Below are 20,265 nucleotides of genomic sequence, written 5' to 3'. Positions count from 1 at the left end.
GCGATCGGTCCGCGCTGACCTTCCTCCTGTCCCGAATTACCGTGGCACGCGGCATGCGCGCCCATTCCACATGGAGCAACACATGGATTCCCTGTATTTGATCGCTTCGCCCAACCTGTCTGCCTCGGTAAGTTCGACTGGTTTGTCTACCGCTCAGCAGAGCCTCTGGTTCCTCAACCAACTCGAGCGCGGTGGGGTTACCTACAATGTTCCATTCGTGCTGCGCTTCTCCGGACTTCTCGATCCAGACGCGCTTGCGCGCGCTCTCGATGTCGTGCAGCTACGGCATCCGGCGCTCCGGTATCGCTTCCCAGGTGTCGACGGGCAGCCATCCGCGCAGTTGAGCGAAGAGACCATCACGCTGAACCGTGTGGACCTGTCGGGCGACCCGGACGCGGAAGCACGCATCACCGATCTGCAGAACGCCGAGGCATGCCATGTGTTCGATCTCGAACATGGCGCGCCGATCCGCGCGACCCTCGTACACGTCGCCGATGACGATCACCTGCTGATCGTAATCATTCACCACATCGTCTTTGACGGCCGCTCCGTGCAGGTCTTCCTGAACGAGCTTGCCAGCGCCTATGCGACGCTCGTGCAGGGCGGTGAACCCGATGTGTCCCCAGTCGACGAGGGTCTGTATTCGGATAGCTCCGTGGTCGACGAGGATCTCGCCGCCGGCATCGAGTACTGGCAGCACCGCCTGTCGGGTGCGCCGGCCGTGCTGCCGCTGCCGCTCAATCATCCGCGCCCGGCCACACGCCAGTTCAAGGGTAGGCGCGTCGCCTTCGCCGTACCTGCCGATGTGGTCGACAAACTGAAGCGCATCGCCAGCGCGCGCAGCGTGTCGTTGTACATGATCGGGCTGACGGCCTTCGCCGTGCTCATCCAACGATACACGCACGAGAGCGATGTGGTGATCGGATCACCGATCTCCAACCGCTACGATCTCGATCGCGAGGATGCTATCGGCTATTTCGTCAACACCTTGCCGAACCGCATCGACGTGTCCGGCACGCCGTCGTTCGCCGATGTGCTCGATCGCGTCCGCGTCGCCGTTCTTGAGATGTTGCAGCATTCATACGTGCCGTTTGAGAGGATCATTGAAGCCGTTCAGCCGCCGCGCTCGCTCAGCCACGCCCCGATATTCCAGGTGCAGTTCGACCTGGCCGCCGAAGGCTTCACGGCATCGTTCGGCGCCGCCCTCGATACGCAGTTTTATACGCTCGACTCGTGCAGCGCGAAATACGACCTGAGCCTGACGCTACAGCTCGTCGACGATGGGATGAACGGCGTGTTCGAATATGACAGCGACCTGCTCGACGACGCGATGATGCAACGCATGGGCGATGGCCTTCTGCACATTCTTCAGCGTTTTTCGGCGGAGCCGGATGCGCGTATCGACGGCTTCTCGCTGCTGTCGCCGGATGCCGCCACGGCGATGCTGACGCTCGCAAACGACGGCGCGCGCGATCCCGACATCACCTTCGTACCGTTTCACCGCGCATTCGAAGCGGTAGCCGCGCGTGCCGACGATGTCATGGCGCTGGTTCACACCGACACGCGTCATACCTATGCGCAGGTCAACGCGCGTGCGACCGCGCTCGCGGCGCGCTTGCATGAATGCGGTGTGCATCGCGGCGATCGCGTCGTCGTGTTTCAGCCTTACGGACCGGATGTCATCGTCGCCCTGCTGGCGATCCACAAGGTCGGCGCGGCATTCGTGCCGGTATCGCCGAACGACGCGCGCCATGCAGTGCTCATCGATGACGTCAATCCAGCCACACTACTCGTCGCCCGCCTGGAGGACGGTGCGGCGCTCGACTATCCGTTGATCGCAATGGAGGATCTGGGTTGGGACGCGGACATGCCTTCGGCCGATCCGGACTGGGGCGGCGCGCATACCCATGCGGACGATATCGCGTACATCATCTTCACCTCCGGCTCCACCGGCCGGCCGAAGGGCGTGCAGGTGTCGCACGGCAGCTGGATCTCGTTGTTCCATGCATTCGAGGCAGCCTACGACCGTAGCGAGGTCGGCGTGACCGCCGTGTTACAGATGGCAAATCACACCTTCGACGTGTTCATGAGTGATGTGATACGCGGACTTGGCGGCGGCGGACGGCTGATCATGTGCCCGCGCGATCACCTGACCGATCCGGAGGCGCTTCACAATCTGATCGAGCGCGAGCATGCCACGGTCATGGAGTTCGTGCCCGCGGTCGTGCGCCAGATGATCCAGTACCTCGAGCGTACAGGCAAACGTCTGAATGGCGTGCGCGCCGTTACATGCGGCGCGGACGTGTGGTTCGTGCATGAATACCGCAAGCTGCGCGCCCTGTGCTCGCCGCAGACGCGCGTATTGAGCGTCTACGGTGTCACCGAAGCCACCTGCGAAAGCGCGACCTTCGAACCTCGCGACGACTGGTACGAGCCCGAGCGCAGCTTGCCGATCGGCACACCGCTGCCGAATACCGCGATGTATGTCGTCGACGACGCGCTGAACCTGGTGCCCCTCGGTGTACCCGGCGAACTGATGATCGGCGGCGGCGCGGTGGCGACCGGCTACCTGAACCGGCCGGAGCTGAGCGGCGAGCGCTTCCCGACGGGCTCGTTCGGCGCGGACGGACGCTTCGTGTCCGATCCGGACGGGCGGCGTTTCTACCGCACCGGCGATCTCTGCCGGCATCTCGCCGACGGCACGATCGAATTTCTCGGCCGTCTCGACAACCAGGTGAAGGTGCGCGGCTTCCGCATTGAGCTGGGCGAGATCGAAAGCGCGCTCGCCGATCACCCGGCCGTGCGCGAATGCGCTGTCGTCACGCGGCAGGCGCCGGGCGGCGAGATCGAACTGGTCGGCTACGCGAGCGCGAGCGCGACGGCGGATGCGCTGCTCGACTATCTGCGCACGCGCCTGCCCGCGCATATGGTGCCGCGCGTGCTTGCCCTGCTGCCTGCACTGCCGTTGTCGGCGAATAACAAGATCGACCGTAAGCGGTTGCCCGATCCGGACTGGGCGATGACCGCGCGCGCATATGCAGCGCCGCAGAATCCACTCGAGGCACGGCTCGCGAAGGACTGGCAGGCCCTGCTCCAGGTGGAGCGGGTTGGCGTGCACGACAACTTTTTCGAACGGGGAGGCCATTCGCTGCTCGTCACGCAGGCGCTCGCACGCATTCATAGCGCGTTTGGCGTCAAGCTGAAGGTGGCCGATCTGTTCGAGCGGCCGACCATCGCGCAACTTGCCGAACGCGTGATGCAGGAGATGATGATGCTGACGCGCGGGCTTGCCGCGGCAGATGAACCGGCGCCGATTGCGCGCGCCACGGGGATCGAACGCCAGCGCCTGTCGTTCGCACAGAAGCGGCTATGGTTTGCGCAGCAGTCGGAGCCGAACTCCGCTTACAATATGCCGGAGATTTTTCGCCTGCGCGGCGCACTAGATCACCCGGCGCTCGAAGTCGCGCTGAACCGCCTGATCGAGCGCCACGAGGTACTGCGCACGCGGTTCACGGCCGCCGTGCAGACATTTGCCGACGATACCGGCACCACGCGCAAGGAGCCGCTCGCTAAGATCGATCCGCCGGCGCATGTCACGCTCGCCGTCGAGCCGCTGGACGGCGGGCAGCTGGCCGAACGGCTCGCGCGAGAGGTGCAGCGCCCGTTCGTGCTGGATCGTGAAGGGCCGATCCGCGCGACGCTGTTTCGGATTGCCGACGACGAGCATGTTCTGTGCCTCGTGCTGCATCACATCGCCTATGACGGCTGGTCGAGCGCGTTGATGCGGCGGGAACTCGCGGCTAGCTATCGCGCCTTGCTGAGCGGCGCTTCGGCAACAATCGCGCCCGCGCTGCAATATCAGGATTATGCGGCGTGGCAGCGGGCGCAGACCAGCACGCCGGCATTCGCCGAGCATGTGGAGGCGTGGCGGGAACGTCTGAGCGACTTGCCGCCGACCCTCCCGTTGCCGGAACGCTCGAACCCGGCCGCAACGGATGACCCCGCCGGCGGTTACGTGGCGTTCGCCTTGCCGAAGACCTATTCCGCGCAGTTGGGGCGGCTCTGCCAGCGCCTGAACTGCACGCCGACCATGGTCGCGCATGCCGCGTTCACGATCCTGCTGCACCGCTACACTGGTCAGGATGACATCGTCATTGGCTTGCCGTTCGCCGGTCGGGATCATGTCGACAGCGAGGCGCTTCTCGGCTTCTTCGTCAACCTGCTGCCGGTGCGGCTGCGCGTCGAGGGGCAACAGCAGCTCGCCAAGGTGATCGCCGCGAGCCGGCGTGCTGTGCTCGATGCGGAGGCCGCGCAGGCGGTCCCTCTCGACCATCTGGTTGAAGTCTTGAATCCCGAGCGCACACCGGGCCGGCACCCGTTCTTCCAGATAGGGCTCGTCGTGCAAAGCGGGCCGTCTGTCGCGCTCGATATGCCGGGCGTCGTCATCGAGGAGATCGGATTGTCGTCGAGCGACGTCAAGCTCGACCTGATGCTGGAGCTGCGCGCCATCGACGGGACACAGCTTAGCGGTGGCTTCAAATACCGGACGTCGCGCTATGACCGCGCGCTGGTCGAAGGGCTCGCGCGACACTTCCGGGAATTGCTGCAGAACCTGCTCACTGACGCCGACCAGACGGTTGCCGGCGTGGGGATTCTGTCAGCGGACGAATATGACGCGCTGACACGTGGGAGCAACGACACACAGCGCGATTTCAGCGGTACGGGCGACGTGATCGCGCAATTTGAAACCCGCGTGGCGGCGGCGCCCGACACCGTGGCGCTCGAGTTCGACGGCCGGCATTGGACCTACGCGCAACTGGATCGGCTGGCGAACCGTCTTGCGAACGAGCTCCTTGCGCGTGGTGCGACGCCGGGCACGCGCGTCGGCCTGTTCACGGGCCGCCATCCATACCTCGTCGCCGGTATGCTTGGCGCGCTGAAGGCGCGGTGCGCGTTTGTGCCGCTCAATCCCGAGGATTCGCTGGAGGGCACGCTCGGTTACACGATCAACGACGCAGGCGTGCGGCTCATCATCGCGCATCGTGGCTTGGCAGACCGTTGCGAGCCGCTTGGTCTGGAAACGCTGTTTGCCGACGAGTTCGACGGCGACACGCCCGCGCCCGCGCCGCGCTGCGTGCGCGAACCCGACGACCTGGCCTACGTGCTCTATACGTCCGGTTCGACCGGCCGGCCGAAGGGCGCGATGATCACGCAGCGCAATCTGCACAATACCGCCAATGCATTTGCCGAGTGCGTCGGCCACCATGCCGGTGCGCGGCAATTGCAGTATTTCTCACCGGTGTTCGACGGCGTCTGCGGCGAAGTGTTTCCGGTGCTTGTCAGCGGCGCGACACTGGTTTTCGCGCATACCGGGCAATTGCTGCCCGGCCCCGACCTGCTCGACCTGCTGCGTGCGGAGCGCATCACGCATCTGCAGATCACGCCGACCGCGCTCCGGCTTTTGCCCTATTCCGACTTGCCGGACCTGGCGGTGATCGTGGCCGCCGGCGAGGCGTGCCCGCTGAACGTCGCGCATATGTGGGCGATCGGCCGGCGCTTCATCAACGGCTACGGACCGACAGAGACGACGATCTACGCATCGGCGACCGACTATTGGGATGCACGCGGCGCACTCGTATTGCGGCCGATGGCAAACGTTACGTTCTACGTGCTCGATCGCTACCGGAATCCGCTGCCGAGCGGCGTGCCGGGCGAGCTGTATATCGGCGGCGACGGCGTTGGGGCGGGCTATCTGAACCTCGACGAGGCGACCGCGCGCAGCTTCCTGCCGGACCCGTTCTCGTCCGAACCGGGCGCGCGGTTCTATCGGACTGGCGATTATGTGATCCAGCAGCCGAACGGCAGCCTCGTCTATGTCGGACGTGCCGACTCGCAGGTGAAGATCCGTGGTTTTCGCGTCGAGCCCGGCGAGATCGAGGCGCGCTTCAATGCGCTGCATGGGGTTGAGCAGGCTGTTATCCTCACGCCACTTGGCGTTGGCGGCCACCGGATTCTCGTCGGCTACTATGTCGGCGAGCCTTCCGAGGACGAGGTGCGTGCCCTGCTCGCGCAGCAGCTGCCCGCGCATATGGTGCCGGAGCGACTTGTGAAGCTGCCCGAATTGCCGCTGGGCCGGACCGGCAAGGTTGATCGCAAGGCGCTGGTGGCCAGGGTTGACGAGCCGGTTGTCAACGAACCGGCGACCGTCGTGGCGGCCACGACCCCCACGCTGCCCGTTCGCGGGCCGACTGGCGGCAAGAGGCTGCTTGGGCGCGTCAAGACGATCTGGCAACAGGTACTGGAGCGCGACGACATCGAGCCGGGCAGCAACTTTTTCGATCTCGGCGGGCATTCGCTGCGTATCGTAGAAATGCGCAAGCGCATTGAGGACACGTTTTCCACGCGGATCGCGATGACGGATCTCTTCGAGTATCCGACACTGAGCGGGCTCGTCGCGCATCTCGAACGGCTTCAGGTCAGTGTTGTGGAGGATGACCGGCCCGTCGATCCGCCGGCACCCGCAGCTGTGCCCGTCGCCGACGGCGCGATCGCGGTGGTCGGCATGGCCGGCCGTTTTTCCGGCGCGCCCGATCTGCAAGCCTTCTGGGATAATCTGGTCGAAGGCGTCGAAACCACACTGCATTACAGCGACGAGCTGCTCATTGAATATGGTGCCGACCCCGCGAAGCTTGCCCAGTCGGATCTAGTGAAGCTCGGCAACCGGCTTGAGGATGCCGACAAATTCGACGCCGAATTCTTCGGCTACTCGGCACGCGAGGCGGCTCTGATGGACCCGCAGCAGCGGCTCTTTCTCGAATGTGCCTGGGCAGCGGCGGAAGCGGCCGGCTATGGCGGTGGAACTGGCGGGCAGCGGGTCGGCGTGTTTGCGAGCGCCAGTACCAGCCACTACCTGCTCGACCACGTCTATCCGCGCCGTCGCGAGCTGAAGCTCGAAAACATCCAGTGGCTGCTGGGCAACGGCCGTGATTTCCTCGCGACACGCACCGCCTACAAGCTCGATCTGTCAGGTCCGGCGGTGACGATCGAGACGGCGTGCTCGTCGTCGCTGGTGGCCGTGCACAATGCATGCACGAGCCTGCTTGCGGGCGAGTGTGAGATGGCGCTTGTCGGCGGCGTGTCGATCGAGGCCGAGTATTACGGCTATCGGCCGATGCAGGGCAGCATTATCTCCAGCGACGGCCGCTGCCGGCCGTTCGACGCGGATGCAAGCGGCACGACCGGCGGCAGCGGCTGCGCGGTCGTGATGCTGAAGCCGCTCGCAAAGGCGATCGAGGACGGCGACCATGTGCACGCAGTCATTCGTGGCTCGGCGATCAACAATGACGGATCAGCCAAGGTCAGCTACACGGCGCCGAGCGTCACCGGACAGGCCGAGGTGATCGCCGCCGCACTCGAACGTTCCGGCCTGCCGGCCGAGTCGATCGGCTATGTCGAGGCACACGGCACCGGCACGCGGCTCGGTGATCCGGTCGAGTTTCGCGCGCTCGCCACAGCTTACACAGGCGCCGGACCTTGGCCGGCGGACCGTCGATGCGCGTTGGGTTCGGTGAAAAGCAATATTGGCCATCTTGACGCCGCCGCCGGTATCGCCGGCTTCGTCAAGGCGGTACTTGCGGTCGAACATGATGTGCTGCCGCCGAGCCTGAATTTCTCGCAGCCCAACCCCGAAATCGACCTTGAGGCCAGCCCGTTCTACGTCAACACCGAGCGGCAGCCGTGGCCCGAGTCGCCCTGGCCGCGCCGGGCCGGCGTCAGTTCGTTCGGGATCGGCGGCACCAACGCACACATTATCGTCGAGCAGCCGCCTGAGCCGCTGCCGCGCGAGCCGAACGACGAGGGCTGGCATGTGCTGCCGCTATCGGCACGTTCGCCTGAAGCGCTGCGGTGCGCGCGCCGCCGGCTCGCCGGCCATTTGCGCGCGACGAGCGCGCTTCTGCCGGATGTCGCCTTCACATTGGGTGCCGGCCGCACGCGCTTCCCGTTCCGGGATGCACTTGTATGCCAGACGCGCGAACAGGCAATTGCCGCGCTCGAGGCACCGCTCGCCGTTCCGACCCGTGAGTCCAGTCAGGATCGCCCGGTCGTCTTCATGTTTCCGGGGCAGGGCTCGCAGCATGTGGGGATGCTGAGAGGGCTTTACGAAGGGGAGCCGGTGTTCCGCGATGCGCTGCGCGAATGCGCGGCGCTGCTTACCGCGCAAGGCGGCCCGGACATCCTTGGCTATCTGTATCCCGATCCGGCACGGGAGGACGAGGCGGCCGCCGCGCTCCGCGAGACGGAGGTTGCGCAGCCGGCCCTGTTTGCGGTCGAATATGCCTGCGCAATGCTGCTGCAAGCTCGCGGCATCCGACCGCAATCACTGATCGGACATAGTCTTGGTGAACTGGTCGCGGCCTGTGTCTCCGGCATCTACACGCTGAAGGATGCGCTTGCGATCGTTGCCGAACGCGGCCGGTTGATGCAGCGCGCCGAACGCGGCGCGATGCTGGCGGTCACCCTCGATGAACAAGCGTGCGAACGCTGGCTGGGCGCCGACGTCGAGCTTGCGGCTGTCAATGGCAGCCGCCAATGCGTGCTTGCGGGCAGCATCGACGCGATTGCGCGGTTGCAGCCAGCGCTCGCCGAAGCCGGTGTGCAGAGCCATCCGCTCAAGACATCGCATGCGTTTCATTCGCGGATGATGGAGGATGCGGCGCGTCAACTCGAGGACGCTATTGCGGCAATTCCGGTGAATACCGGCGCGATCCCGATCGTATCCAACCGCAGCGGTACGTGGCTGTCGCTCGATCAGTCAAACCATGCCGCTTACTGGGCTTCGCATCTGCGCGATGCAGTGCGTTTCGCGGATGGCATCGCGATGCTGCACGACGAATTGGACGCGCCGATCCTTGTCGAGGTCGGTCCCGGACAGGCCTTGCGAAATGCGCTCCAGTCCGACTCGGATGCGTACGCGACAACCGGTTGTGGCCGTCACCCGCGCGATCACGCTAACGACGCCCAGACATTTGCAAATGCGATCGCGGCGCTATGGCGCTTCGGCGCGGCGCTCGACTGGCCGCGCGCGAGTGGGGCAGAGGACGGCCGGCGGGTGCCCTTGCCCACCTATCCGTTCGCACGCGACCGGCACTGGATCGATGCGGAAGGCGCGGAGCTGCGGACAGGGCCAGCGGTATACCGCCATTGGCGGCAGCTGAGTGGGCAGCGCCGGGAGTACGAACTCGTGCTGTCGCCGACGCTGTGGCTCGTCGACGAACACCGCGTCTTCGACGGCAAGCCGGTGCTGCCGGGCACTGGCTGCCTGGAGCTGGTGCGCGGCGCGTTCGAACGAATGGGCCACGGTTCGCGGATCGAGTTCAACGACGTATATTTTCCGGCGCCGCTCGTACTCGATGACGACACCAGCGTGCAGATCGCCCGGGTCACCTTCCGGGGAGACGAGGACGGCGTGCAGGAATTCATGCTGGTATCCGCGCTCGATGGCGATGACGGCCAGCTGACGGTCCACGCGCAGGGAAGGATCACCGCGCACGAGCATTCACCCGCGGTGCCATCCGCGCTTGATCGCGTTCTTGCGGATCGTGCGGACACGCTCGCGAACGCTTCGGCTCGCCAGGCGCTCGACGAGCGGCTTGGGCTGTTCGGCCCGCGCTGGCGATGCTTCCGCTCACTCTGGCTTACCGAGGACGAAGGTGTCGCGCGCCTAGCGCTTGCTCCGGATTTCGCCGCGGATATCGGGGCTTTCCCGCTTCATCCGGCATTGCTCGACATGGCGACCGGCTTCCTGTCGACGATGGAAAATCGTGGTGCGCGGCTGCCGTTCCACTATGGCAGGCTCAAGATGCATGCGCCGCTGACGGCAGAGCTCTTTAGCCACGCACGCCGCGTGCGCGAGAACGTCTATGATGTGACGCTGTTCGCGGCGGATGAAGCGGGTGATGTCGGGCCGGTGCTGGTCGAGATCGAGGGCTTTACATTGAGGGAGGAGCGCGGAGCGCCCGACACGGTGGATCGCACCGATCCGGCTGCATGGTGCACGCGGCCGGCGTGGCGGACGGCCTTGCCGCCGCGCGGCGAACCGATGCCGGAAGGGGCGTGGACGATCATTGCGCGGGGGACTGTCGACCCCAGGTCGATCGCACCGGCCGTGCCCCCGGGCAGCCTATGGATCGGAGATACGGACGGATATGCGGTGCAGCTCGAAATGGCCACGCCGCCGACGCAGATCGTCTATATCGTTGGCGATAGCGTTCGACATGGCACGAGGCATCCGGCAGATGCGCTGTTCGGCGATCTGATGCAGCTGTTGCGGGCAGCCGCTCCGAAGGCGCCGCATGGCACGGTCTTGACGCTTGTCACGGCTGGCGCCTGCGCGGTGCTCGCCGACGAGCAGCCACGAGCGGCACAGGCGGCGCTGCTCGGTGCGGTGCGAGCCGCGATGTGGGAGTTTCCAAACCTGCGCTGCCGCCATATCGATCTGCCGGTGGAGGCCGGAAGTGCCGATCAAGCGGCGCTTCGTGAAGCGCTTGCGCGGTACGATCGCCACAACCATTCGCCACTCGCGCCGACCGTTGCGGTGCGCGACGGTGCGTTCTACGAGCCATATTTCCGCACATTGCCCGCAGTAGCAGCCGCGCCACGTTTCGTGGACGGCGGCGCATATGTGATCACCGGTGGTCTAGGTGGGATCGGCCTCGCGCTTGCTACGCATCTTGCGACATCGACCAAAGCGCCTCGCCTGTTTCTCGTGTCGCGTTCGGGGGCATCGCACCCGAGTGCCGAAGCATCGATCGTCGCGCTCAGCGCACTTGGCGCGGTCGTCACCGTCGTTCAAGCGGATTGCGGCGATCGTGATGCGTTCGCGACTGCGCTTGCCGATATAAAAAGCTGTTGCGGCCGGATCGACGGCGCGATCCACGCGGCGGGTGTCGAAGCGAGCGGGCTCATTCAGCTCGCCGAGCCCGACGCATGGACCCGCGTACTCGCGCCGAAGACGATCGGCACGGATGCGCTGATCGATGCGCTGCGCGACGAGAAGCCCGATTTCATTGTGTTGTGCTCGTCGCTCGCTGCCGTCCTCGGCGGTCTCGGCCAGGCGGATTATGCGGCTGCAAACGCCTATGTCGACGCCTCGGCGCAGGCGGCGCGCCGGCAGGGATTGCCGGTGGTCGCGGTGAATTGGGACGCCTGGGCCGAGGTCGGCATGCGCGTCGCGTACGACCGCGCCCATCCGAACCAGGCGCCGATCGACACGACCAGCGGCTTGCTCAACGCCGAGGGCTGCCGGCTGTTCGACATTGCACTTGCGCATGCCGACGCGCAGATCATCGTGCACAAGGCGCAGGATATCGAAACGTTGATCCGGTCGCTCGGCAATGGGGCCGGCGGGCGCAGTGCGGCGTTATCCACGCCGGCAGCGGAGCATGTCGCGCCGCGCACCGCGCTCGAGCGGCAACTGGCTGAGCTGTGGCGCGAGTTGCTGGGGGGCGAACTGCCCGGCGTCCGCGACGATTTCTTCGCGCTTGGCGGCCATTCGTTGCTCGGCGCGCAGTTGATCTCCCGCGTGCGGGAACGCTTCCCGGAGTGCCTGACGCTTGCCGAGTTTCTTGACGAGCCGACGATCGAACGGATGGCGGCTTCGCTGGGTACCGTCGAGGAAACCGGCGACACGCCGGAGGATGATGCGGATCTGCACCTGCGCTACTGCCTCGTCCCGGTTCAGCGGGCGGGTGAGGGCAGGCCGTTCTTCTGCCTGCCTGGCATGGGCGGCAACGTCAACCAGGTGCTGGCGCTCGCAAAGGCGATGGGCAGCGAACGCCCCTTCTACGGCCTGCAATGCCTCGGACTGGACGGCAATGCCGAACCGCATGGCAGCGTCGAGGAGATGGCGGAGCTCTACATCCGGTGCATCCGCTCGGTTCAGCCGGAAGGGCCGTACCTGCTCGGCGGGCACTCGCTCGGCGGCAAGGTCGCCCTCGAGATGGTGCGCCGGCTCGAGGCGGAGGGTGAGAGGCCCGGCCTGCTCGCACTGTTCGATTCCGCGGCCCCGCCATACTTGCGCCTGACGCCGCCAAGCGATGCGCAGGTGGTCGGCTCGCTGCTGAGCATCTTCGGGCGCTATTCCGGCAAGCCGGTCGAGGTGACGCGCGAGATGCTCGATCGGCTCGAAACGCAGGGACACGAAGAGCGCATCCGTCACCTGAAGGAGCAGCTGCAATCATACGGGCTGATCGATGCGCGCGCGGACGAGGGCAGCATTCGCGGCATCTTCAGCGTCTATAAGGCCGCAGCGGCGTTCGGGATGAACTACGATCCGCCGAAGACTCCACTGCGCTCATCACTGCTGCTCTTCCGTGCCGTCGATTCCATGCCCGCAGGCATCAATCTGCCGGAAATTCGGCAGACGCCGGCCTGGGGATGGGAGGACTTCAGCGCGGCGCCGGTCGATTGCCATGACGTGCCGGGCGATCACTTTACATGCCTGTCGGCGGAGTATGCGGGCGAGATCGCGCGCACGCTGAAACGGCGTCTGGCGGAGTTTGACTAATGGGCACCAAATCGAACCCTGCCGGCGTGGGTGGCGCGCCGGTATGCTCCGAAGGCGAAGCTTTGCGTGCCACCGATCGAAATCGCGCGCCGCCGGTGGGATTCATCCTGTGGATCCTCGCGCTCGATGTGCTTGGTATGGGGCTGGCGATGCCCGTGCTGCCGACATTGATCGCCGAGCTTGCGACAGTGCCCGCGCAACAGGTGTCGCTCGTGCTGGGGGCGGCGATCGCGGCGTATTCGGCAATGCAATTCCTCTTCGCGCCGATGCTTGGCGCGTTGAGCGACCGGTATGGGCGCCGCGTGGTCCTGCTCGTCGCATTGGCGGGCATGGCGGCCAGCAACTGGATGGTCGCGCTCGCCGGCGGGCTGGTGTCGTTGTTGGTCGGTCGCGCGCTCGGCGGTGCGTCGGCGGCAAACATCGCGACGGTGATGGCCTATATCGCAGACGTCAGCGACGGTGAGCGGCGAACGCATCTTTATGGAAGCGCGGGGAGCGTGATTGCGGTCGGGCTGGTCGTCGGGCCGGTGGCGGGCGGTTGGCTCGCGTCGATCAGCCCACACCTGCCGTTCATGGTTGCCGGTGCACTCGCAGCACTCAATCTGCTGTACGGATGGTTCTACCTTCCCGAAAGCCTGCGGCAGGAAAACCGTCGACCGTTCGAATGGCGGCGAGCGAATCCGGTCGGCAGCCTGTACGCGCTGTTTCACAACAGCTCGATGCGTCCCTATCTGCTCGGCTCCATCTGCACATGGTTCGCATATGGCGTATTTCAGAGCTGCTTCGTGCTGGCCAACCAGGTGCGCTACGGCTGGGACGTCGTTGATGCGTCCTGGGCGCTCGCCGCCTTGGCTCTCGGGATGGCACTGTCGCAGCGATACCTCGTCCGACGCATGACTGCCCGCCTGTCAAACCGATGGATCATTTCGATCGGATATGGGTGTTGCAGTGTCGCGTATCTTTGCTATTTCGCCGCGTCGTCGCCATGGCTCACCTATGCCGGGATCGCGGCGCAGGCGTTGGGTCTGGTCGCGGAGCCGGCGATGCGAAGTGAGTTGTCGCGCTGTGCCACCGAACGTCATCATGGCGAGTTGCAAGGCGGCCTCACATCGATGCTGAGCCTTGTCGGCGCGATTGCGCCGTTGCTTGGTTCCTACGCCTTGACCGTGGTGGGTGGAGGAACGGGCGACCCGGCAGCGGTCGGGTGGCCCTTCGTGATCGGCGTCGCGATGTATGCGCTGGCAATTGGCGGTCTTTGGCGCACCAAGAATTAGCCGGCTGTCAAACTGAAATTCCTTGATTTCGGATTTGACCTTTAGGCGCTTGCGCTCCGTTCCATGCGCGATCGACCCATATGCATCCGGACATGACAGCATTGCGCTTTGCTGAGGCTGTCACATCTGGTGTGTGAAGACGGCTTCAACCGATGTTCCTCGCCAAATCGCGGAGGCGTCGGGATCGGCAAACAATAGCCGCAGGTGGCCTATGAGCTGTCCCGCTCTTGGGTCGGCGAGGCGATAGACGACGGCGCGGGCGGAGCGCTTGCCCACGATGATGCCCGCTTCACGCAACTCGCCCAGTTGCTGGGACAATGTCGGCTGATGCACGTCGAGCATGGCCTCCAGTTCGGTGACCGATCGCGCTCCTTCCACCAAGGCGCATAATATCGAAAGACGGACTGGGTTTGCCATGGCCTTCAAAAAATCCGATGCGGCGCCGATGGCGCGGCATTTGACCTTCTGTCGGTCCCTGGCTTCGTGCCTTTCGGCATTCATGAGATTCATCGTGGCGCTCTTCATCATGCAGCGTTTGCCGTGAAATAGTTTTCTCTCGACCTGAAAAAGTTTGATCGAAACGTTCTTCGATTGCAATCGAGCTTCCATTATATAATTTTATATATTGAGAATTTCAACGATCGCGGAAACATTCATGGCCTTGAGGATCGGGTTTCACCCGAACAATCTGCATCTCAGTCTCGCGTCCCGCTGGCCCGGCGCCTTTGCGGATTTCGATCCCGAATTCGTGCCCTACCAGGAGGGGCGGGAGACTGCCGCCAAGCTTGCCGCCGGAGCTTTCGACATCGGTGGCACCGGATCGACGCCGCCGATCCTGGCGGCCGCCTCCGGCCTGTCGGTGATCTATGTCGCCGGCTCGTCGCCAAGACCCGCCAATGGGGCGATTTTGGTCAATCGCCAATCCGAAATTGAAAACTTGGCGGATTTGAAAGGTCGGTCGGTTGCGCTCGTCGATGGTTCCTTCCTGACCTATTTCCTTGCCAGGAGCCTGGAGGAAGCCGGTTTCGGATTGCCGGACGTGCATCGCCACGACCTATTGCCGGTGTCGTCCCGCGACGCATTGAGGTCCGGTGCGATCGACGCCTGGGTGGCGATGGCTCCGCATCTTGAGCAGTCGCTGTCATCAGGGGAGTTTCGGGTGCTTGCCCATTGCGGCGCGACCATCCCGAACCGGTCGACCTTCTGGACGATCCGCGAGCGTGGGCTGAGTGCCGATGTTATCGATGGCTTTGCGAAGGAGCTGGCGCGGATCGGCAACGAAATCCAAGCTGATCCGGAAAAGGCGGCCGCACTTCTGTCCGAGAATGGAACCGAGGTGGAGCGGCGGGCCTGGACACGCGTCGTCAATGAACGGGACTGGCGTGTCGTTCCGGCCAGCGACGTGATCCTTCGCGAGCAGCAGGCGGAGGCCGATACCCTGTTCCGTCACAAGGACCTGGCGGCCAGGCTTGAGATCGCAAACAATACTATCGCGGGGAATTCATAGCCATGAACGTTCTTTGGTACATGTGCGCGCCGGACGGCGCTTATCCGTGGAAGCCTGAGGGGTCGCGCACGATCGACTACGGCTACTACAAGCAATTGGCGCAAGCTTACGATCATCTTGGCTTCACCGGCGCATTGTTTGCAACGGGCGCCCACGATGTCTGGCCGCTGGCGGGCGCGCTGCTGCCATATACGGAGCGGATGAAGTTTCTTCTGGCGTTCCATCCCGGTCTGATAGCCCCAACCTTGCTGGCCAAGATGGCCGCGACGTTCCAGGAATTTTCCAACGGGCGACTGCTTCTGAACGTGGTGTCCGGCGACGCCAAGATGCTGGGCGCTTACGGCATGACGCTGCCGCACGACGAACGTTATGACATGGCCGACGAGTACCTGACGGTCTGGCACCGACTGATGGCTGGCGAAAGCGTGACCCATCATGGCAAATACTTCCAGACGGAAGGTGCCAAGCTCGCGCTTCCGGCGGGCACCTCTATTCCGGCGCCGCCGCTCTGGTTTGGCGGTTCGTCCGACAGCGCCATCGAAGTGGCGGCCAAACATGTCGACACCTACCTCTCCTGGGGTGAAACGCCCGAACAGATGGGCGAAAAGGTCCTGCAGGTGAAGGCGAAAGCCGCCGAGTATGGGCGCGAGCTGAACTACGGTATCCGGCTTTATGTCATCGTGCGATCGACCGACGAGAAGGCCTGGGAGGCCGCAGCCGACCTCTACGAACAGATGGATACCGCCGCGATCGCCGCCAATCAACGTTTCGTGTCGAACACCGATTCCATCGGCCAGCAGCGTATGAGTCGTATGCACGGCGGCATCAAGCCGGACAATCTCCGCGATCTGGAGATATCGCCAAATCTGTGGGCCGGTATCGGCCTTGTCCGGCCCGGTCCGGGGACTGCGATCGTCGGATCGCCCGATACCGTCATCCGCACGCTCGAGGCCTATCAGGCCGTCGGCGTCGACACCTTCATTCTGTCAGGCATGCCGCTGCTCGAGGAGGCTTATCGGTTCGGCGAGACGGTCCTGCCGAGATTGCCGGTCGAAAGATTGATTCCGGAGAAGAAGCAGTTCACTTGGTCGACACTGTTCGATCGGGACCTCTCGGGAAAGACGGCGAATGGTTGATACCCGCTCTATCGGGCAGGCGCTGGACCGGCCCGCCATACCGGAGCCCCGGAGCCAAAGGCGCAAGCCTCGCTTCGGCTCCTTCAGCCGTCTCGTGTCTCCCCTGGCCATCCTAGTTCTCTGGCAGCTTTTGAGCGTCTCCGGACTGTTGCCGCCGCGTATCCTGGCATCTCCGGTTCAGATACTGGCCGCCGGTACAAAATTGATCGCATCGGGGGAACTCATCATCGGTCTTGGCGTGTCGTTCCTGCGCGTGGCGGCCGGCTTCTCCATTGCTCTCGTAGTGGGGGTATTACTTGCGCTCATTTCCGGGCTTTCCCGCTTCGGGGAAACGATGATCGATCCGCCGATTCAGATGCTGAAGGCGATGCCGTTTCTTGGGCTTCTGCCGCTGTTCATCTTGTGGTTTGGAATTGGCGAGGTGCCGAAGGTCGGGATGGTAGCCTTTGGCTGTGTCTTCCCAATTTATCTCACCCTGCACGGCGGCATTCGCGGCATTGATCGCAAGCTGATCGAGGCCGGAAAGACGCTTGGCCTCGGTACGCTCGGGATCGTGCGCCATATCGTGATCCCCGGCGCGCTGCCATCGTTGCTGGTGGGTATTCGTTATGGCCTGAGCGTTGCCTGGCTCAGCCTCGTGGTCGGCGAGCAGATCAACGCATCGAGCGGGATTGGCTCGATCATGACCTATGCGCGCGACTTCCTGCAAACCGATGTGATTGTCGTCTGCCTTCTGGTCTATGCCGTGATGGGGCTGCTGACGGATGGCCTGGTGCGGATCATCGAGGCCTATGCGCTACGCTGGCGCCCAGTGGTGACGGCATGAGCGCGCTCGTCGATATTCAGGGCCTGAGCCGATCGTTCGATGGCCCGGCGGTGCTCGACGGCATCGACCTCCAGATAAAACCGGGAGAGTTCGTGGCACTACTCGGACGCAGTGGTTCTGGGAAATCCACGCTTTTACGGGTTTTGGCCGGCCTTGATCAGGCACCTGCGATAAAAGCTGAGATCCCCAACCGCCGTGCTGTCGTCTTCCAGGAGCCGAGGCTGATGCCGTGGAAGCGCGTCATCGACAATATCGCTCTCGGCGTGAATTCGCTGAATGCTCGCGAGGCGGCCGAACAGGCGCTCGCCGACGTCGGACTGTCGCATCGCCGAGACGCCTGGCCGCTGACCTTGTCGGGTGGAGAGGCGCAACGGGCAGCGCTGGCCCGCGCACTGGTCAGAACACCGCAATTGCTGCTGCTCGACGAACCTTTCGCGGCGCTCGACGCGCTGACGAGGATCAGGATGCACGCACTTGTCGACGAGCTATGGCGCAAGCACAGGCCGGCCGTGTTCCTGGTCACGCATGACGTTTGGGAAGCCGTGGCGCTGGCCGATCGGATTCTCGTTATCGATCAAGGGCGGTTCAGTCTGGAAATCAACGTCGATATCCCCCATCCGCGGCAGCGAAACGACCCGCGGGCTATCCAAATCGAGTCCGACCTGCTGTCGCAGCTCGGTGTCGAACAGAACAATCTTGAAAACCTTCAGGCCCCTCGGGCAGAACGGATGAGACATCCATGAAAAAACGCTCTCTTTTTAAGGCATTTGCCGCCGCTACTCTCCTGTCTCTGATTGCCCCGATTGCACAGGCTGCGGATCAGGTCGTCAGGATCGGCTGGCTGCGCGGCCCGAACGATCTGACCCTTGCCAAGTCGCGCGGTACTCTGGAAAAGGCGCTCGCCGAAAAGGGCATCAAAGTCGAATGGGCTGGTCCCTTTCCAGCCGCTGCTCCGGCCTTTGAAGCACTGAATGCCGGAAGCATCGATATCACCGCGGGCAGTTCGACATCGTCGATCGCAGCACTTGCCGCCAAGATCCCGCTTGTCGTCTTTGCTTATCAGAAGATGGCAGCCGGTTCCGAAGGCGTCGTTGTTAAGAGTGACTCAGGCATCTCGTCGCTGAAAGACCTTGCCGGCAAGAAGGTCGCCGTTAACCGGGGCGGGACCGGCGAATATCTGCTGATGCGTGGCCTCGAAAAGAACGGCGTCGATCCATCGACCGTCACGCGCGTTTATCTCAGCCCCAGCGACAGCGGGCCGAGCTTCACTCAAGGCCATGTCGACGCCTGGGCGACCTGGGATCCTTTCCTCACGATTGCCGAGAAATCCTATGATGGCAAAGTCCTTGCCAACGGCGCGGCGATCGGATCCGACAATGCGGTCGTGCTCGTCGCAAGCCGCGAGTTTGCATCCAAGAAGCTCGATCAGCTGCAAGCCATATTCGATGTCGTGAAGACCGAGAATGCCTGGTCGCTGGCAAACAAGGCCGAGGCGGGCGCGATCTGGGCAAAGGAAATGAATATTCCGGCCGAACTTGGTGCAAAGATCGGCGAAAATAACGCCGTGCCGACGACCGCTGTCACCGATGCCGACGTCAAGCAGATCGGCAATATAGCTGAATGGTATGCGAAAAGCGGCATCATCCCGGCAACGCCGGATATCGCCGCCGGCGTGATTACCCTGAAATAAGCCGCGCTTGGGACTGTTGAGGCGGGAGCGTCTCGGTGTCGGGCGGGCGGGTTGCAAAAGTGTATCACACACCTTGATTTTCGAATGATGCCTCATAGGTATCTGCGTATGCGATCCCCGTCGCATACGCAGTCTTCGTCATCAACAGTATCCCCTAGGTTTACATCACCCACCGGAGCGACCATGAAGATTCAAATCTTGCTGGTATCCCTGATGCTGTGCGCAACACCGATTATGGTCGCGGCACAAGATGCGCCCAAAACGCCGGTACAACTTACACCCGCACATAAAACTCAGCCCACATTCCATTTCGACTGCACAGGGAAAGCCGACGGCAACTACCCGCATCCAACCCTATGCACCCACTACGTCGCCTGCGTGGCACAGACGGAGGCATATGAGATGGTCTGCGCAACGAACGCCGATGGGAAGCCGTTACACTATGTGCAGAACTCAGGCCCCGATCCGGCGAAGTCGTATTGCGATTATCCCGAGGTGGCCGGCTGTGAGGAGCCGGAGTAGACGTCACCTCAGTGAGGGTGCGCGGGCATGGTGACCCATCCGCGCCGGCGCGCCATACCTATCGAAACAACATCGAAATATTTACGTCCCCACCGGAGTAACCATGAAGATTCAAACCTTGCTGGTATCCCTGATGCTGTGCGCCACACCGCCTATGGCCGGGGCACAGGATGCGCCCAAAGATAGCGGCGAGCCTCCGTTTCATTTCGACTGCTCCGACAAGGCAGACGGCAATTACCCACATCCCACCAAACCTGACCACTACGTCGCCTGCGTGGCCCATGAACATGCATACGAGATGCCATGTGCGATGGGCCACGGCGGGAAGAGGCTATACTATGTGCCGGACTCAGGCCCCGATCCAGTGACCTCGCGTTGCGACTATTCCGAAGTCGTCGGTATTCACGATGGTGACGATGGCAGGGCTATCGCATATGAGCGAGGAGTTCGGTTAGGAATTGGTCATCCCATCCGGCCTTTTTGATTTTGCGTCGGATGGATGCCTTGTCTGGGTGAAGCCTGATGAGGTTGAGGGCGATCTTGCGCAAGGTTGCGAGGTTCTGCGGGGCATGATCCTTTCGACTTCTCGCCTTGTCCTCATTCAAGTTGACGTCGAGAACCCAGTGTAGCTGGTTCTCGATCGTCCAGTGCGCGCGCACGACCTCGGTGAGCGCCGTTGCGCTCATGCATGTCGAGAGCAGGAAATAGCGCACCAGACGTGCGCCCTGTCCTTCCGTGTCCTGTC

Annotated in this window: 10 protein-coding genes; 8 read left to right on the top strand and 2 right to left on the bottom strand. The window is 63.5% G+C overall.

Going from position 1 to position 20,265, the window contains the following annotated elements; genetic code table 11:
• Positions 1–82 precede the first annotated feature (82 nt).
• Together AC1RO0_RS13435 and AC1RO0_RS13430 are read left to right on the top strand one after the other, a co-directional pair.
• Positions 83–12,565: an amino acid adenylation domain-containing protein gene (locus AC1RO0_RS13435; RefSeq protein ID WP_498593392.1), complete on the top strand. Its 12,483-nt coding sequence runs from the start codon at positions 83–85 to the stop codon at positions 12,563–12,565.
• Positions 12,565–13,839, top strand: a complete 1,275-nt coding sequence (locus AC1RO0_RS13430) for an MFS transporter (protein WP_498593391.1) — start codon at positions 12,565–12,567, stop codon at positions 13,837–13,839. The genes AC1RO0_RS13435 and AC1RO0_RS13430 overlap by 1 nt, the downstream gene beginning before the upstream one ends.
• A gap of 120 nt (positions 13,840–13,959) precedes the next feature.
• On the opposite strand, the gene AC1RO0_RS13425 is transcribed toward AC1RO0_RS13430, so the two are convergent.
• Complete coding sequence (locus tag AC1RO0_RS13425) at positions 13,960–14,349, bottom strand: metalloregulator ArsR/SmtB family transcription factor (protein WP_498593390.1); 390 nt, start codon at positions 14,347–14,349, stop codon at positions 13,960–13,962.
• A gap of 145 nt (positions 14,350–14,494) precedes the next feature.
• On the opposite strand from AC1RO0_RS13425, the gene AC1RO0_RS13420 reads away from it, so the two are divergent.
• From AC1RO0_RS13420 to AC1RO0_RS13395, 6 genes are all read left to right on the top strand, one after another.
• Complete coding sequence (locus AC1RO0_RS13420) at positions 14,495–15,346, top strand: ABC transporter substrate-binding protein (RefSeq protein WP_498593389.1); 852 nt, start codon at positions 14,495–14,497, stop codon at positions 15,344–15,346.
• A gap of 2 nt (positions 15,347–15,348) precedes the next feature.
• Positions 15,349–16,482: an LLM class flavin-dependent oxidoreductase gene (locus tag AC1RO0_RS13415; RefSeq protein ID WP_498593388.1), complete on the top strand. Its 1,134-nt coding sequence runs from the start codon at positions 15,349–15,351 to the stop codon at positions 16,480–16,482.
• Positions 16,475–17,308, top strand: a complete 834-nt coding sequence (locus AC1RO0_RS13410; protein ID WP_498593387.1) for an ABC transporter permease — start codon at positions 16,475–16,477, stop codon at positions 17,306–17,308. Before AC1RO0_RS13415 ends, AC1RO0_RS13410 begins: the two co-directional genes overlap by 8 nt.
• Positions 17,305–18,051, top strand: coding sequence for an ABC transporter ATP-binding protein (locus tag AC1RO0_RS13405; protein ID WP_498593386.1), 747 nt, complete (start codon positions 17,305–17,307; stop codon positions 18,049–18,051). Before AC1RO0_RS13410 ends, AC1RO0_RS13405 begins: the two co-directional genes overlap by 4 nt.
• The gene (locus AC1RO0_RS13400; RefSeq protein ID WP_498593385.1) at positions 18,048–18,998 is read left to right on the top strand and encodes an aliphatic sulfonate ABC transporter substrate-binding protein; all 951 of its coding nucleotides are present in this window, start codon (positions 18,048–18,050) and stop codon (positions 18,996–18,998) included. The genes AC1RO0_RS13405 and AC1RO0_RS13400 overlap by 4 nt, the downstream gene beginning before the upstream one ends.
• A gap of 183 nt (positions 18,999–19,181) precedes the next feature.
• Complete coding sequence (locus tag AC1RO0_RS13395) at positions 19,182–19,520, top strand: carbohydrate-binding module family 14 protein (RefSeq protein ID WP_498593384.1); 339 nt, start codon at positions 19,182–19,184, stop codon at positions 19,518–19,520.
• 425 nt (positions 19,521–19,945) lie between these two features.
• Here AC1RO0_RS13395 and AC1RO0_RS13390 read toward each other — a convergent pair.
• On the bottom strand, positions 19,946–20,265 hold a 320-nt coding region (locus tag AC1RO0_RS13390), incomplete at its 5' end, for an ISAs1 family transposase (RefSeq protein ID WP_498593383.1).

Source organism: Rhizobium sp. GW821-FHT14E12, assembly GCF_058803745.1.
This window is presented reverse-complemented; position numbering and strand designations above follow the sequence as displayed.

What these genes read in the sequence shown, in the direction of transcription:
- AC1RO0_RS13405 (WP_498593386.1), top strand. Translation starts at nt 17,305, where the DNA reads ATGAGCGCGCTCGTCGATATTCAGGGCCTGAGCCGATCGTTCGATGGC.
- AC1RO0_RS13430 (WP_498593391.1), top strand. Translation starts at nt 12,565, where the DNA reads ATGGGCACCAAATCGAACCCTGCCGGCGTGGGTGGCGCGCCGGTATGC.
- AC1RO0_RS13435 (WP_498593392.1), top strand. Translation starts at nt 83, where the DNA reads ATGGATTCCCTGTATTTGATCGCTTCGCCCAACCTGTCTGCCTCGGTA.
- AC1RO0_RS13410 (WP_498593387.1), top strand. Translation starts at nt 16,475, where the DNA reads ATGGTTGATACCCGCTCTATCGGGCAGGCGCTGGACCGGCCCGCCATA.
- AC1RO0_RS13420 (WP_498593389.1), top strand. Translation starts at nt 14,495, where the DNA reads ATGGCCTTGAGGATCGGGTTTCACCCGAACAATCTGCATCTCAGTCTC.
- AC1RO0_RS13400 (WP_498593385.1), top strand. Translation starts at nt 18,048, where the DNA reads ATGAAAAAACGCTCTCTTTTTAAGGCATTTGCCGCCGCTACTCTCCTG.
- AC1RO0_RS13395 (WP_498593384.1), top strand. Translation starts at nt 19,182, where the DNA reads ATGAAGATTCAAATCTTGCTGGTATCCCTGATGCTGTGCGCAACACCG.
- AC1RO0_RS13415 (WP_498593388.1), top strand. Translation starts at nt 15,349, where the DNA reads ATGAACGTTCTTTGGTACATGTGCGCGCCGGACGGCGCTTATCCGTGG.
- AC1RO0_RS13425 (WP_498593390.1), bottom strand. Translation starts at nt 14,349, where the DNA reads ATGAATCTCATGAATGCCGAAAGGCACGAAGCCAGGGACCGACAGAAG.